This window comes from Pseudomonas sp. rhizo25, from assembly GCF_031931935.1.
Lineage (GTDB): Bacteria > Pseudomonadota > Gammaproteobacteria > Pseudomonadales > Pseudomonadaceae > Aquipseudomonas > Aquipseudomonas synxantha.
In genome coordinates, this window is the sequence record NZ_JAUJXA010000004.1 from 199,529 (window position 1) to 214,847 (window position 15,319).

Annotated in this window: 14 protein-coding genes and 1 pseudogene; 6 read left to right on the plus strand and 9 right to left on the minus strand. The window is 61.0% G+C overall.

What is annotated here, in order from left to right; genetic code table 11:
* Nucleotides 1-35: 35 nt before the first annotated feature.
* The 6 genes from QZR30_RS10805 to QZR30_RS10830 all read left to right on the plus strand — a co-directional run bounded on the left by QZR30_RS10805 (nucleotide 36) and on the right by QZR30_RS10830 (nucleotide 8,160).
* Nucleotides 36-1,772, plus strand: coding sequence for a glucan biosynthesis protein G (locus QZR30_RS10805; RefSeq protein WP_311903290.1), 1,737 nt, complete (start codon nucleotides 36-38; stop codon nucleotides 1,770-1,772).
* Nucleotides 1,765-4,335, plus strand: a complete 2,571-nt coding sequence (gene mdoH / locus QZR30_RS10810; RefSeq protein WP_274357654.1) for a glucans biosynthesis glucosyltransferase MdoH — start codon at nucleotides 1,765-1,767, stop codon at nucleotides 4,333-4,335. The genes QZR30_RS10805 and mdoH overlap by 8 nt, the downstream gene beginning before the upstream one ends.
* A 187-nt stretch (nucleotides 4,336-4,522) precedes the next feature.
* A complete protein-coding gene (locus tag QZR30_RS10815) occupies nucleotides 4,523-5,323 on the plus strand; it encodes a transporter substrate-binding domain-containing protein (RefSeq protein ID WP_046070529.1) in 801 nt (266 codons plus the stop codon).
* Between the two features lie 218 nt (nucleotides 5,324-5,541).
* Nucleotides 5,542-6,339: a transporter substrate-binding domain-containing protein gene (locus QZR30_RS10820; RefSeq protein WP_046070530.1), complete on the plus strand. Its 798-nt coding sequence runs from the start codon at nucleotides 5,542-5,544 to the stop codon at nucleotides 6,337-6,339.
* Between the two features lie 134 nt (nucleotides 6,340-6,473).
* Nucleotides 6,474-7,433: an amino acid ABC transporter permease gene (locus QZR30_RS10825; protein WP_068965998.1), complete on the plus strand. Its 960-nt coding sequence runs from the start codon at nucleotides 6,474-6,476 to the stop codon at nucleotides 7,431-7,433.
* On the plus strand, nucleotides 7,426-8,160 hold the full coding sequence (locus QZR30_RS10830; RefSeq protein WP_032878328.1) for an amino acid ABC transporter ATP-binding protein: 735 nt from the start codon (nucleotides 7,426-7,428) through the stop codon (nucleotides 8,158-8,160). Before QZR30_RS10825 ends, QZR30_RS10830 begins: the two co-directional genes overlap by 8 nt.
* 4 nt (nucleotides 8,161-8,164) lie before the next feature.
* Here the strand turns inward: QZR30_RS10830 and QZR30_RS10835 are convergent, their stop codons facing one another.
* The 9 genes and pseudogenes from QZR30_RS10835 to hisI all read right to left on the minus strand — a co-directional run bounded on the left by QZR30_RS10835 (nucleotide 8,165) and on the right by hisI (nucleotide 15,298).
* A complete protein-coding gene (locus QZR30_RS10835; protein ID WP_056847165.1) occupies nucleotides 8,165-10,072 on the minus strand; it encodes a methyl-accepting chemotaxis protein in 1,908 nt (635 codons plus the stop codon).
* Nucleotides 10,073-10,247: 175 nt separating this feature from the next.
* A complete protein-coding gene (locus QZR30_RS28010; protein ID WP_370881245.1) occupies nucleotides 10,248-11,120 on the minus strand; it encodes a methyl-accepting chemotaxis protein in 873 nt (290 codons plus the stop codon).
* Nucleotides 11,106-12,164, minus strand: a pseudogene (locus QZR30_RS28015) (methyl-accepting chemotaxis protein); the annotation flags it as partial. The gene QZR30_RS28010 and the pseudogene QZR30_RS28015, both read right to left, overlap by 15 nt.
* 203 nt (nucleotides 12,165-12,367) lie before the next feature.
* Entirely contained in the window at nucleotides 12,368-13,075 is a 708-nt protein-coding gene (locus tag QZR30_RS10845; protein WP_311903291.1) for a 16S rRNA (uracil(1498)-N(3))-methyltransferase, read from the minus strand.
* A complete protein-coding gene (tatC, locus tag QZR30_RS10850; RefSeq protein WP_046070535.1) occupies nucleotides 13,072-13,863 on the minus strand; it encodes a twin-arginine translocase subunit TatC in 792 nt (263 codons plus the stop codon). Before tatC ends, QZR30_RS10845 begins: the two co-directional genes overlap by 4 nt.
* A complete protein-coding gene (gene tatB, locus QZR30_RS10855; protein ID WP_046070536.1) occupies nucleotides 13,860-14,255 on the minus strand; it encodes a Sec-independent protein translocase protein TatB in 396 nt (131 codons plus the stop codon). The genes tatC and tatB overlap by 4 nt, the downstream gene beginning before the upstream one ends.
* A 10-nt stretch (nucleotides 14,256-14,265) precedes the next feature.
* Nucleotides 14,266-14,544, minus strand: a complete 279-nt coding sequence (locus QZR30_RS10860) for a twin-arginine translocase TatA/TatE family subunit (protein WP_046070537.1) — start codon at nucleotides 14,542-14,544, stop codon at nucleotides 14,266-14,268.
* Between the two features lie 26 nt (nucleotides 14,545-14,570).
* Nucleotides 14,571-14,903 (minus strand): phosphoribosyl-ATP diphosphatase, encoded by a 333-nt coding sequence (locus tag QZR30_RS10865; RefSeq protein ID WP_003209299.1) that lies wholly within the window; start codon nucleotides 14,901-14,903, stop codon nucleotides 14,571-14,573.
* 2 nt (nucleotides 14,904-14,905) lie between these two features.
* A complete protein-coding gene (gene hisI, locus QZR30_RS10870) occupies nucleotides 14,906-15,298 on the minus strand; it encodes a phosphoribosyl-AMP cyclohydrolase (protein ID WP_046070538.1) in 393 nt (130 codons plus the stop codon).
* Between the last annotated feature and the right edge of the window lie 21 nt (nucleotides 15,299-15,319).

The window sequence follows — 15,319 nt, forward strand, 5'->3', positions numbered from 1 at the left end:
TTGGTTTTTTGATCTGTTTTCGGCGAGGGTTGCTCGTGATTGTTAGTCCCTGTAATGCACCAAAATTGTCTGCCAAACGGTTACGAAACGCACTGGTGACGGGCTCTGCCCTGTTTTGCCTGTTCGGCGCGGGTCAACTGTGGGCATTCAGTCTGGATGATGTGTCGGCCAAGGCAAAAGAGCTGGCCGGGCAGAAATACGAAGCTCCGCGCAGCAATCTGCCGAACGAATTCCGCGAAATGAAATTCGCTGACTACCAGAAGATTCGTTTCCGCAATGAAAAAGCCGAGTGGGCCGATCAGAACACCCCGTTCAAGCTGTCCTTCTATCACCAGGGCATGCATTTCGACACGCCGGTGAAAATCAACGAAGTCACTGCCGACAGCGTGCATGAAATCAAGTACGACCCGACGCGTTTCGATTTCGGCGACGTGAAATTCGATCCCAAGGCCACTGAACAGCTGGGTTATGCCGGTTTCCGTGTGCTTTTCCCGATCAACAAGGCCGACAAGCAAGACGAAATCATGACCATGCTCGGCGCCAGCTATTTCCGCGTCGTGGGCAAGGACCAGGTATATGGCCTGTCTGCCCGTGGGATGGCCATTGATACCGCACTTCCGTCCGGCGAAGAGTTCCCGCGTTTTACCGAGTTCTGGATCGAACGTCCAAAACCGGGTGACAAGCACCTGGTGATCTTCGCCCTGCTGGATTCGCCGCGCGCCACTGGCGCCTATCGCCTGATCCTGCGCCCTGGCACCGACACCGTGGTCGATGTGAAATCGCAGATGTACCTGCGCGACAAGGTCAGCAAGCTGGGCGTGGCCCCATTGACCTCGATGTTCCTGTTCGGCGCCAACCAGCCGTCCAAGGTCCTCAACTACCGTCGCGAGCTGCACGACTCCAGCGGCCTGTCGATCCATGCCGGCAATGGCGAGTGGATCTGGCGCCCGTTGAACAACCCTAAACACCTGTCGGTCAGCAACTTCAGCGTCGAGAACCCGCGTGGGTTCGGCCTGCTGCAACGTGGCCGCAACTTCAGCCACTACGAAGACCTGGACGACAACTACGACAAGCGCCCAAGCGCCTGGATCGAGCCAGAAGGTGATTGGGGCAAGGGCACCGTCGACCTGGTAGAGATCCCGACTGCCGACGAAACCAACGACAACATCGTGGCCTTCTGGAGCCCGGCCGAACTGCCGGAAGTCGGCAAGCCACTGGACATCGCCTACCGCCTGCACTGGACCCTGGATGACGCGGCATTCCACTCGCCGGAGAGCGCCTGGGTCAAGCAGACCCTGCGTTCCACCGGTGACGTGAAACAATCCAACCTGATCCGTCAGCCCGATGGCAGCGTGGCCTACCTGGTGGACTTCGAGGGCCCGTCCCTGAAGAAACTGCTGCCGGACGCCCCGGTGCGCAGCCAGGTGAGCGTGGGCGATAACGCCGAGCTGGTCGAAAACAGTGTGCGCTACAATGAGCACACCAAAGGCTGGCGCCTGACCCTGCGCATGAAGATCAAGGACGCCGGCAAGCCGACCGAAATGCGTGCGGCACTGGTGCAGGATATCGTGCAGCCAGAGCCTGAGCCGGTTTCCACCCATGTGTTGAAAGCCGACAAAGTCTTGGCCAAGCAGCACGAGAAGCAGGCCAAGAAAGACGCGAAAGACAAGCAAGCCCCGCAGCCAGAAGCTGCCCCAGCCACTCCGGAGCCGATCAAGACCGAGCAAGTCCTGACCGAAACCTGGAGCTATCAGTTGCCTGCCGATGAGTAATTCCCAAGTAACGCCCGAGACTCTGTCCGAGTACCTGGCGCATCTGCCCATGACGGCCGAGCAGCGCGCCGAGCTGGCGGGCTGCCGCTCGTTCAGCGAGTTGCATGAGCGTCTGTCGTCAAAAACCTTCGACGCACCGACCGACGCCGCCCAGGCCTCGGTCGGCCGTCGCTTGACCCTCAGCACTGCCGAAGAGCTGCAAGACGCCGAAATGCTGGCGCTCGACGCCAGCGGTCGCGTATGCCTCAAGGCCACGCCGCCGATCCGCCGGACCAAAGTGGTGCCCGAGCCTTGGCGCACCAATATCCTGGTGCGTGGCTGGCGGCGGATCACCGGTCGCACCAATCCGCCCAAGCCACCGAAAGACGAGCGGGTGTTGCCGGCTGCGCGCTGGCGTACCGTGGGTTCGATCCGGCGCTATATCCTGCTGGTGCTGATGCTCGGCCAGACCATCGTGGCTGGCTGGTACATGAAAGGCATCATGCCGTACCAGGGCTGGTCGCTGGTCGACTTCGACGAAATCCGCAACCAGACCCTGCTGCAAACGGCAACCCAGGTACTGCCTTACGCCCTGCAAACCAGCATCCTTATCATGTTCGGGATTCTGTTCTGCTGGGTGTCGGCTGGTTTCTGGACCGCGCTGATGGGCTTCCTCGAGCTGCTGACCGGTCACGATAAATATCGCATCTCCGGTAAAAGTGCCGGCGACGAGCCGATTCCGAAGGATGCGCGCACCGCGCTGGTGATGCCGATCTGCAACGAAGACGTGCCGCGTGTATTCGCGGGTTTGCGTGCGACGTTCGAGTCGGTGGCCGCCACCGGCGACCTGGATCGCTTCGATTTCTTCGTGCTCAGTGACAGTAACGAGGCCGACATCTGCATCGCCGAGCAGCAAGCCTGGCTCGATGTGTGCCGCGAGGCCGGTGGCTTCGGCAAGATCTTCTATCGCCGCCGTCGTCGCCGCGTAAAGCGCAAGAGCGGTAACCTAGACGACTTCTGCCGTCGCTGGGGCGGTGACTACAAGTACATGGTGGTGCTCGACGCCGACAGCGTGATGAGCGGCGAGTGCCTGACCAGCCTGGTGCGCCTGATGGAAGCCACGCCGGATGCGGGGATCATCCAGACCGCGCCACGGGCGTCGGGCATGGACACCCTGTATGCGCGCATGCAGCAGTTCGCCACCCGCGTGTACGGCCCGCTGTTTACCGCCGGCCTGCACTTCTGGCAGCTGGGTGAATCCCACTACTGGGGTCACAACGCGATCATCCGCATGAAGCCATTCATCGAGCACTGCGCCCTGGCGCCGTTGCCCGGTAAAGGCGCATTTGCCGGTGCAATCCTTTCCCACGACTTCGTTGAAGCTGCGCTGATGCGTCGTGCCGGCTGGGGCGTGTGGATTGCCTACGATCTGCCGGGCAGCTACGAAGAGCTGCCGCCGAACCTGCTGGACGAACTCAAGCGTGACCGTCGCTGGTGCCACGGTAACCTGATGAACTTCCGCCTGTTCCTGGTTAAAGGCATGCACCCGGTGCACCGTGCGGTGTTCCTGACCGGCGTGATGTCCTACCTGTCGGCGCCGTTGTGGTTCTTCTTCCTGGTGTTGTCCACCGCGTTGCTGGCGGTGAATACCCTGATGGAACCGCAGTACTTCATGGCTCCACGCCAGTTGTACCCGCTGTGGCCACAATGGCATCCGGACAAGGCGGTAGCGCTGTTCTCCACCACCATCGTGCTGCTGTTCTTGCCTAAACTGCTGAGCATCATCCTGATCTGGGCCAAGGGCGCGAAAGAGTTCGGCGGCAAGTTCAAGGTGACCTTGTCGATGCTGCTGGAAATGCTGTTCTCCATGCTGCTGGCGCCGGTGCGGATGATTTTCCACACGCGTTTCGTGCTTGCCGCGTTCCTCGGATGGGCCGCCACCTGGAACTCGCCGCAGCGTGACGACGACTCCACGCCATGGAGCGAAGCGGTCAAGCGCCACGGGCCGCAAACCCTGCTGGGCTTCCTGTGGGCCCTGCTGGTGGTGTGGTTGAACCCAAGCTTCCTGTGGTGGCTGATCCCGATTGTCGGCTCGCTGATGCTGTCGATCCCGGTGTCGGTGATTTCCAGCCGGGTCAAGCTGGGTCTCAAGTCCCGCGACGAGAGCCTGTTCCTGATCCCTGAGGAATACAATCCGCCGCAAGCGTTGCTGTCGACCGAGCAATACACCCATGAAAACCGCTGGCACGCCCTCAATGACGGGTTTGTGCGTTCGGTTGTCGACCCGCAGCAGAACGCCCTGGCCTGCGCCTTGGCGACCTCCCGTCACCGTGAGGCAGAGCCGATCGAGTACCTGCGCATGGAACGTGTTCGCCACGCGTTGAAAGTCGGCCCGGCCGGTCTCAACAACAGTGAGCGCCTGGCCTTGCTCAGCGACCCCGTGGCCCTGGCCCGCCTGCATGAGCAGGTCTGGAGCGAAGGTCACGCCGAGTGGCTTGGTGCCTGGCGTGCATCGATCAAGGCTGATCCGCATGCGCCGTTGCTGCCGCTGCAACCGCAGTCGGCCGAGGCTCAACCGGCCTGATTCAGACGCCCCCGAGGGCTCGCCTCGGGGGTGTTCCAAACGCTGGTCCTACAGCGTTTACAGTTCCTTCTTTGCATCGCTAACTCCTTGTTATTTCGAAACAAAAGACCTTTGTTCGAAGCGTATTGCCGTGCCTGTAGCTGGGTTAGCATCGCCCCCCAAAATTTGACTCGCCACGGGGGCATCCATGATCAAGAAGTACTGTGCGGCATTGCTGATTAGCTGTTTCCTATTGGTACACACTGGGCTGCTGAAGGCGGGTGCGCTGGACGATGCTGTTCGCCGTGGTGTGCTGAAAGTAGGCACGACTCCCAATTACGTACCCTTTGAAATGCTTGATAAGCAAGGGCGCATCATCGGCTTTGAAATCGACTTGCTTCATGCCATGAGCCGTGCGATGGGCGTAAAGCTTGAGCTGGTGGCGGTGCCCTATAAGGAGCTGCTGCCGGGGTTGATGGCGAAAAAGTTTGATCTCATTGGCAGCGGCATGACTGTCACCCAGGAGCGCAATATGAAACTCAATTTCAGCGACTCGTTCATCGTGGTGGGCCAGTCAGTGCTTTTGCATCCTCGCCTGGCGAGTGCGGTTTCCAGCATTGAAGACTTGAACCAAGCCGGTTATCAAGTCGTCTCCATTGAAGGCACCACAGGAGAGGCCGCGGCACGGCGCTTTCTCGGGGCGGCGCGTCTCACGACTGTGACGACCCCGGAAGAGGGGGTGCGGCAGGTCGTAGACGGTGAGGTTGACGCGTTTGTGCATGACGCGCCCTACAACCTGATCGCGATGAACCGGCCGCAGAACAGCGCATTGCTGGCACTGGAGCAACCCTTCACCTTCGAGCCCCTGGCCTTTGGCTTGAAGAAAGGTGATTACGACAGCCTCAACTGGATCAATCACTTCCTCAACCAGATCGCCCAGGACGGCACCTACGATCGCCTGCATGACAAGTGGTTCACGGACACTGCCTGGGTGTCTGAGCTTGAGTGATCGTCATAACTACTTACACATCAATCAATTGCCCAGCCGCTGCGCCGATGTGTCTACCTCTGCATTGAACTGCAACGCTGTCGGGGTTTTCCGACATGCGCCGATATGATTTACCCGTGAAACCTTTGTGACGGACAACGAGTGGGTTAGGATCGCACCCCGAAATGGCGCAGCCCTTTGCGCGCCGACCTTATAAGAATCGTTCAGGGGACTTGTTGATGAAAAAGTATCTTTCGATGCTGCTGCTCGGTGTCACTGCGCTGGTCGCTGCCACGGCGGCACAGGCCGGTGCCATCGACGATGCGGTCAAGCGCGGCACGCTGAAAGTCGGCATGGACCCGACCTACATGCCGTTTGAAATGACCGACAAGCGCGGTGAGATCATCGGTTTCGAAGTCGACATCCTCAAGGCCATGGCCAAGTCCATGGGGGTCAAGCTGGAGCTGGTTTCTACTGGCTATGACGGCATCATCCCGGCCTTCCTGACCGGCAAGTTCGACATGATCGGCAGCGGCATGACCCTGACCCAGGAGCGCAACCTGCGCCTGAACTTCAGCGAACCCTTCATCGTGGTCGGCCAGACGCTGCTGATCCGCAAGGACCTGGAAGGCACGATCAAGTCCTACAAAGACCTGAACGACGAGAAATACCGCCTGACCTCCAAGCTCGGCACCACCGGTGAAATGGTGGCCAAGAAGCTGATCTCCAAGGCCAAGTACCACGGCTATGACAACGAGCAAGAGGGTGTGCTGGACGTGGTCAACGGCAAGGCCGATGCCTTTGTATATGACGCGCCGTACAACGTGGTTGCCGAGAAGAAAGTCGGCAACGGCAAGCTGGTGTTCCTGGAAGAGCCCTTCACCTTCGAGCCCCTGGCGTTCGGCTTGAAGAAGGGTGACTACGACAGCATCAACTTCATCAACAACTTCCTGCACCAGATCAAGAACGACGGCACTTACGATCGCATCCATGACAAGTGGTTCAAGAGCTCCGAGTGGCTCAAGGACATGGAATAAAAGCTTGACGGTGTAGGAGCGAGCTTGCTCGCGAAAATCGTCAATGGTAACGCGGCAATCCTGACACCCAACGGGTTCTCGGATTTTTCGCGAGCAAGCTCGCTCCTACAAAAGCACTGCATCCGGAAAATGAAATGAAACAGAAAAAAGCCCAATGGCCCTGGCACCTGCTCACCGTGGTTGTGCTGGTCGGCCTGGCTGGCGCCTTGTACTACGCCACCTCGCTGATGTCCTACGAGTGGCGCTGGAACCGCATTCCGCAATACTTTGCCTATCAAGCCGAGACCTCCCAACGCGCTGCGGATATGTCCACCGTGGTCGAGTTGGTGCGCAAAGGCGACATGGCCGAAGTCACCCTGCGCAATGACGCGGGGGGCGAGCAAAAGCTCACGGTTGCCGACAACAGCCTGCAAGTGGCCCGCGGCGACGATGTGGCTGAGGGCGATGTGGTCGGCGTGACTCGCCAGTGGGCGCTCGGGCCGTTGATGTGGGGCTTGTGGACCACGTTGTGGCTGTCGGTGGTGTCCGGCGTCCTAGGCTTGGCCATTGGCTTGGCGACCGGGTTGTGCCGGCTCTCCAAAAACCCGACCTTGCGCGACCTGTCGACGATCTACGTCGAACTGGTGCGCGGTACGCCGTTGCTGGTGCAGATCTTCATTTTCTATTTCTTTATCGGCACGGTACTCAACCTATCCCGGGAGTTTGCCGGGATCGCCGCGCTGTCGTTGTTCACCGGCGCCTACGTGGCGGAAATCGTCCGCGCCGGGGTGCAGTCCATCACCCGTGGCCAGGACGAAGCGGCGCGTTCCCTGGGCTTGAGCGCCAGCCAGTCGATGCGCCATGTGGTGTTGCCGCAAGCCTTCAAGCGCGTGCTGCCGCCCCTGGCCGGGCAATTTATCAGCCTGGTAAAAGACACGTCGCTGGTGTCGGTGATCGCGATTACCGAGTTGCTCAAGAGTGGCCGCGAGGTGATCACCACCTCGTTCTCGCCGTTTGAGATCCTGTTCTGTGTGGCAGGCCTGTACCTGCTGATCAACCTGCCGCTGTCGAAAATGGCCAGCCGGCTTGAGCGGAGGCTCGCCCAAAGTGATTGAAGTGCGCGATCTGGTAAAAGTCTTCGATACCCGTGGGCACGTGGTGCGCGCGGTGGATCATGTCACCACCCAGGTCGCCAAGGGCGAAGTGCTGGTGGTGATCGGCCCGTCGGGCTCCGGCAAGTCCACCTTCCTGCGCTGCCTCAACGGTCTGGAAGAATTCGACTCGGGCTCGGTGAGCATCGACGGCCTGCAACTGGCCGACCCTAAGACCGATGTGAATGCCTACCGGCGTGAAGTTGGCATGGTGTTCCAGCATTTCAACCTGTTCCCGCACATGACCGTGCTGGAAAACCTGTGCCTGGCGCAAAAGGTTGTGCGCAAGCGCGGCAAGCAAGAGCGCGAGGCCAAGGCCCTGGCCCTGCTGGAAAAGGTCGGTATCGCACAGAAGGCCCATGAGTTTCCGTCACGCCTGTCTGGCGGCCAGCAGCAGCGGGTCGCGATTGCCCGGGCCCTGGCCATGGAGCCCAAGGTGATGCTGTTTGACGAGCCCACCTCGGCCCTCGATCCGGAAATGGTCGGTGAAGTGCTGGACGTGATGAAGACCCTGGCCCTGGAAGGCATGACCATGGTCTGCGTCACCCACGAGATGGGCTTTGCCCGGGAAGTGGCGGACCGGGTGCTGTTTTTCGACCACGGCAAACTGCTGGAAGATGCCGCGCCCGCCGCCTTCTTCGCCGCTCCCCAGGACCCACGGGCACAAGCCTTCCTGCGCCAGGTGCTGTAGCCGCTCAGACCTTGAAGCGGCCTACCGAACGCGCCAGCTCGGAGCCCAGGCGTGCCAGTTCAACACTGGCTGCCGCCGTCTGCTCACTGGCCGTCGAGGTTTGCTCCGACGCTTCCTTGACCTTCAGTACGCTGCGATTGATCTCCTCGGCCACTGCGCTTTGCTCCTCGGCCGCCGCGGCAATCTGCGGGTTCATTTCCTGGATCACCGAGACCGTGCGGGTGATGTTGGCCAGCGCCTGACCTGCGCGACGCGTCAGTTCCACACTGTTGTCGGTCAGGCTGAGGCTGTTGTCCATGATGTCGGCAGTGTGTTGTGTGCCCCGCTGCAGCCCCTCGATCAACCCTTCGATTTCCTCGGCTGATTGTTGGGTACGCTGGGCCAGGGTGCGCACCTCGTCGGCGACTACGGCGAAACCGCGACCTGCCTCACCCGCGCGTGCCGCTTCGATAGCGGCGTTGAGGGCCAACAGGTTGGTCTGCTCGGACACCGACTTGATCACCTCCAGCACGCTGCCGATCTTCTGGCTTTCCTGTTGCAGGCCTTGCATCGCCTCGCTTGAGCGGTTCATTTGCTCGGCCAGGTGCTCGATATGGGTAATCGCCTCGGCCACCACCTGGTCACCCACGCCCGCTTGTTGATCAGCCTCGGTGGCGGCAATTGAGGCTTGCTCGGCATGGCGTGCGACCTCTTGGGAGGTGGCGAGCATTTCATTCATGGCGGTGGCGACCTGTTCGGTTTCCAGTTTCTGGCCATTGACCCCGGCGCGGGTTTGCTCGGTGACGGCGGACAATTGCTCGGCGGCGCTGGCGATCTGGCGGGCGCTGTCGGTGATGCCACCGATCAGCGTGCGCAGGTTCAGGGTCATTTGGCCGATGCTGCGCTGCAATTGGCCCAGTTCATCGCGCCGTGACGTGGTGATGTCGTGGCTCAGGTCACCCTCGGCTATACGGTTGGCGGTTTGCAGCGCCTGACGCAGCGGCCTGACGATCTGACCGGCGATCAGCCAGGCTGCGAGGGCGCCGAGCAGCAGCGCTGCGCCGGTTACATAGAGCATCAGCAGGCGCGCCAGGTCGGCTTCCTTGTCGCGTTGCTGGGTCTGCTCCTCGCTCAACCGGTCGCTTTGCGACAGCAGTTGGTCCAGCCACTGCTCCAGTTGGTTCTGGACGGTTTCAACGGTGACCTGCGCCTCCTTGAGGCGATCGAGTTGGGCGCGATAATCGAGCAAGGCACTGTTCAGCGCGGTGCTGTCTACCGGCAGCGCCGTCACGGCCGACTGGGCGCCGTCGAGGGTTTTGAGCGCAGCATCCACCGCTTGCGTGTAGAGCTGCAGTGTGTCGGCGGCCCAGGCCGGGGACTTGGCGCGGTCTTCGGCGGCCTCCATGGCCTGGCGCAGGTTTTCTACGCTGTCCAGGGCTTTCTCGTCATTCTGGTCGGGCAAGTCGCTGGACAGTTGTCCAAGGGTGTCACTGGCGTTCACGGAGCTGTTGGTGAGCCGTTTCTGCGCTTGCTCGCGTTGCTCCATCAGATTGGGCAGACCGGCCAGTGCCGTCTTGAAGCGTGCGCTGAGGCGGCTGGAATCCTGGACTTGCTGCAGGTGCATGGGGATCTTCAGGCGGTCGGCCAACTCGACCAGATAACCGTCGATTTTCTCCATGTGCCGGCCGAGTTTGTCAAAGCTTGCCGGGTCATTCACGACGCGGTACACAATCCGCTCGGCGCGCAATTCTTCGCCGGTCACGGCGAGGCGCGAAAGGGTGGTCAAGGTTTGAGCGCGAAACAGCGAGGCGTTCAGGGCCTGCCATCCCGTCAGGGCGACAGCCATGCACAGCGCCAGTACCAGGCCGAAGCCAAGGATGAGTTTGAGGGTGACGCTGGTGTTGCCTAATACGCGGGTCAGTGGTCGAAACATGATGCACCTCCATCAGAAAAGAGAGCGCTTCGCACCCCGGCTGACGCAGGTCAGGAGGAGTGAGAACGCTAAATCTTTTCGGCATAGGGCGCGTAAGAATTGACCTGAAAGACGTGTAGGAAATTTCATAAGTTGCAGGCGGCCCAGGACGGGCCGCCACCAGAGTGGGATCAGGTCAGACCCGGAAGCGGCCGACCAAGGCTTGCAGATGAGTGCCCAGGCGCGCCAGTTCGGTACTCGAGGCGGCGGTCTCTTCGCTGGCTGCCGCCGTTTGCTCGGAGATATCGCGCACATTCAGCACGCTGCGGTTGATCTCTTCGGCTACCGCACTTTGTTGCTCGGCGGCGGTGGCGATCTGTGAGTTCATCGCCTGGATGGTCGAGACGGTGCGGGTGATATTGCCCAACGCATTCCCGGCTCGGCGCGTCAGCTCAACGCTGCTTTCGGTCAGCCCACGGCTGTTGTCCATGATGGCCGCCACCTGCTGTGTGCCGCTTTGCAGGCCGACGATCAACTCTTCGATCTCCTCAGTGGACTTCTGCGTGCGCTGGGCCAGGCTGCGCACCTCATCGGCCACCACGGCAAAACCGCGCCCGGCCTCACCGGCACGCGCCGCTTCAATGGCTGCGTTGAGGGCCAGCAGGTTGGTTTGCTGGGCCACGGACTTGATCACGTCGAGCACGCTGCCGATCTTGTCGCTTTCGCGCTTCAGGTCGCCCATGGCGACCGTGGAGTTGCCGACCTCGGTCGCCAGGCGTTCGATCTGGGCGATGGCTTCACCGACCACCTGGTCGCCTTCACGGGCCTGCTGGTCGGCGGCCACGGCGGCTTCGGACGCCTCCTCGGCATTGCGCGCCACTTCCTGCACAGTGGCGGCCATTTCGTTCATGGCGGTAGCCACCTGGTCGGTCTCGACTTTCTGGCTATTGACCCCGGCGCTGGTCTGCTCGGTCACCGCGGACAACTGTTCGGCCGCGCTGGCGATCTGGGTGACACCCTCGCTGATACCGCCGATCAACTCGCGCAGGCCCACGGTCATGCTCTGCATGGCGCGTTGCAACTGGCCCAGTTCGTCCTGACGGGCGGAATCCAGATTGTGGCTCAGATCGCCGGAGGCCACGCGCTCGGCGACTTTGAGGGTCTGGTTCAGGGGAATGACGATCTGGCGAGTAATGGCCCAGGCAGCGAGCACGCCGAAGATCAGCGCCAGTACGGTGGCGAGCAATAGCCAATATTTGGCCTGGGCGGCATCGTGATCTCGCACGGCGGTTTGCGATGTGGTGAGTTTGTCACTGTGGCCCAGCAGGATGTCGCCTTGGGTGGTCATGATTTTCAACGCCGCCGCACTGGCCACCTGGGCGTCGCGATACTGGCTGACTGCAGCGCGGTAGGCTTGCAGTGAAACACCTGCTTCTTGCAGGTTGGCCTGGTACTGCGCCGGCACCTGGCCTTCGAGTTCAGTGACTTTCTTCAGGGCGTTGTCGATGGCGTCCAGGGCCGGCTGCTCGGCTTCGACCTTGCCGCTGTAGGTGTAGCCGCGTACCTGGAAGCGCGCTTGCTGGATCAGCTTGCTCAGGTCGACGACGCTATTGAATTGGATGACGCTGTCGCCTTGCAGCAGGGCTTTTTCAACTTCGTTGATCTTGGCCACGGCGTTGTCGGCGGTATCGCCGAGCTTGCTGCGCGCGCCCTCACGCTTGAGGCCCGCCTGGACCATGGCGGTGAAAGCTTTTTTATACTGGTTCAAGGCTTCCAGCTGTTGTTCGACCAAGGCTTTATCGTCGGGTTGCTCAATCAGCTCGGCGGCGGTTTTCAAACCGCTGTCCAATTGGGCGAGCAGGCCGTCGACCGCGTCGGTGCCTTGTTCGCCGCGGCGCATTTCGAAGTCCAGGCGCGCCAGGCGCAGGTCTTTGGTCAGGCCGTTGAGGCTGGAGATGAAGCCCAGCTTGTCGCCGCGACTGATCACGTCACCCAGGCCGGTCCAGCCGGTAAAGGTGATCAACAGCGTCAGGATCAACACCAGGCCAAAGCCGACGCTCAGCTTGCGGTTGACGCTGACATTCCCCAGTTTCTCGGCTAACCAACGATACATGCTGCGAACTCCCCTGGAACAAGGCTTGGACTTATCCAGAGGCTATCGGCATGTGCATAGGATTCTGTAGCGCCAGAGATCCAATGTGGGAGGGGGCTTGCCCCCGGTGGCAGAGTGTCAGTCACCACATTCAGTGATTGATACACCGCTATCGCGGGCAAGCCCCCTCCCACATCTGGGCTGTGGTGTTTTTGGATTTGATATCAGAACAGTCGGGCGAGCAGGGCCGTCACGGCGGTTTCAACCCGAAGGATGCGCGCACCTAGCTGCACCGGCTGTAGACCGGCCTTGGTCAGCAGGTCCACCTCATAGGGTATCCAACCACCTTCCGGGCCAATCGCCAGCGTCACCGGCTCATCCAGCCCCCGGGGGCACGCAGGATAATCACCGGGATGGCCGATCAGGCCCAGGGTGCCTTCAACCATGGCCGGCAGGCGATCTTCGACAAACGGCTTGAAGCGTTTTTCGATAATGATCTCGGGCAGTACCGTGTCCCGCGCCTGTTCCAAGCCGAGGATGAGTTGCTCGCGCACCGCCTCAGGCTCCAGGAAGGGGGTCTGCCAGAAGCTTTTTTCCACGCGGTAGCTGTTGACCAGCACCACCTTCGGCACGCCCATGGCCGCCACCGTTTGCAGCACCCGGCGCAGCATTTTCGGGCGGGGCAGGGCCAGCAGCAGGGTCAGGGGCAGTTTGGGCGGCGGCGATTGATCGAAGCTGACTTGCAGCTCGGCTTCACCGACGTCCAGGCGCAGCAGTTGGGCATTGCCCATCAGCCCACCAATGCGGCCCACACGCAGGTAGTCACCCACAACGGCGCGGTGGACTTCCTGCATATGCACCAGACGCCGATCACGCAGCACCACCCGGTCCGCCGCGATAAAGTCGGCATCGAGAAGCAGCAGCAGGTTCACGACTGGGTCGCTGGCGGCTGGTCGTCGTCGGCAGCCTGGTCATCCGGGTGTTCGCCACGCTTGCTGATCAAGCCGCTGAACAGGATGCCCACTTCAAACAGCATCCACATCGGCACGGCGAGCAAGGTCTGGGAGAAGATGTCCGGCGGCGTGAGGATCATGCCGACCACGAAGCAGCCGATGATCACGTACGGGCGGATCTTCTTCAGGTACTTGACGTCGACTACGCCGATCCATACCAGCAACACCACGGCCACGGGGATTTCGAAAGCGACGCCGAAGGCGAAGAACAGTGTCATCACGAAGTCGAGGTAGCTGGTGATGTCGGTCATCATCTCCACGCCGGCCGGGGTGGCAGCGGCGAAGAACTTGAAGATCAGCGGGAACACCAGGAAGTACGCGAAGGCCATGCCGGTGTAGAACAGCAGGATGCTCGACACCAGCAATGGCACGGCGATGCGCTTCTCATGCTTGTACAGGCCCGGGGCGATAAAGCCCCAGATCTGATGCAGGATCACCGGGATCGCCAGGAACAGCGAGACCATCATGGTCAACTTCAACGGCGTCAGGAACGGCGACGACACATCGGTGGCGATCATTGTCGCGCCGACGGGCAAGTACTGGCGCAACGGCGTGGAAACGAAGGTGTAGATCTGCTGGGTAAAGGCGAACAGCCCGGCAAAAATGATGAAGATTGCCGCTACGCAACGCAGCAGGCGGGTACGCAGCTCGGAGAGGTGCGAGACCAGCGGCATGTGCTGGTCGTTTTCCGGTTTATCAGCGCTCATGGGGCTCGCGGCGGCAATGTAGGGTCATGGGGCGCGGGCGACGCAACGGGCGTCGGCGCGGGCTCTGTCGGAGCGGGCTCGGCAGCGGGGGCGGGCGCGATACTGTGGTCGGCCACCGGTGGTGTAGCCGGCTTGGCCGGTTCTTGCACCGGGGAGAGAATCTTGCGTGCCTCCTGCTCCAACGACAGGATATGTTCGTTGTGCAATTGCCGGCGGATCTCGTCGGCACCGATTTCCCGTTCAACCTCCTGTTTGATCGCGTTGAAACTGCGTTTCAGACGCCCGATCCACAGGCCGGCGGTGCGTGCGGCGCCGGGCAGGCGTTCCGGCCCCAGTACCAGCAGGGCCACCAGGCCGACGAGCAGCAGTTCAGAGAAGCTGATACCAAACATTAGTCAGTGCTCACGAGTCTTTGCGGGTCGTCTCTTGGACTTTTTCAGCCTGCACGTCGAAGGTGCGACGTTCGGTGATCGGCTGGGTGGCCTGCGGGTGTACAGGCTGGGCCGGGGGCACCGGGTTTACCGTTGGCTCGGCTGGTTTTTCGTCGTCGTTCATGGCTTTACGAAAGCCCTTGATCGACTCACCGACGTCGGTGCCGAGGTTTTTCAGTTTCTTGGTGCCGAACACCAGAACAACCACCACCAGAATGACGATCCAGTGTTTCCAGTCAAAAATGCCCATGCTGCAAATCCTCAAGTCTTAGTTATTCAGGCGGACGGGCGCGAGGCCTTCTCGGCGTGCCCGGACAGGCCGAAGCGACGGTCCAGTTCATCCAGCACGGCCTGTGGATGCTGCCCCAGTTGGGCGAGCATGACCAGGCTATGGAACCACAAGTCGGCGGTCTCATAGATTACATCGCTGCAATCACCGCTGATTTGCGCGTCCTTGGCCGCAATGATGGTCTCGACGGATTCCTCGCCGAGTTTTTCCAGAATCTTGTTCAGACCCTTGTGGTACAGGCTGGCGACATAGGAGCTGTCGGCGTCCGCGCCTTTGCGGTCTTCCAGCACCTGGGCCACACGGTTCAGGGTATCGCTCATGTTCAATGTCCTGCGGGATAAATGGCGTGCGGGTCTTTGAGCACCGGTTCCACGACTTTCCATTCGCCGTTCTCGAACACGCGATAAAAGCAGCTGTGGCGCCCGGTATGGCAAGCGATACCACCGATCTGGTCGACCATCAGGATCACCACGTCGGCGTCGCAGTCCAGGCGCATCTCATGCAGGATCTGCACGTGCCCGGACTCTTCGCCCTTGCGCCACAGTTTGCCACGCGAACGTGACCAATAGATGGCGCGCTGCTCAGTGGCAGTGAGGCTCAGGGCCTCGCGATTCATCCAGGCCATCATCAGCACGCGCCCGGTCTTGTAGTCCTGGGCAATGGCCGGCACCAGGCCGTCACTGTCCCACTTGATCTCGTCCAGCCAGTCTTTCATCTTCGGCTCCGGCAATTTGCG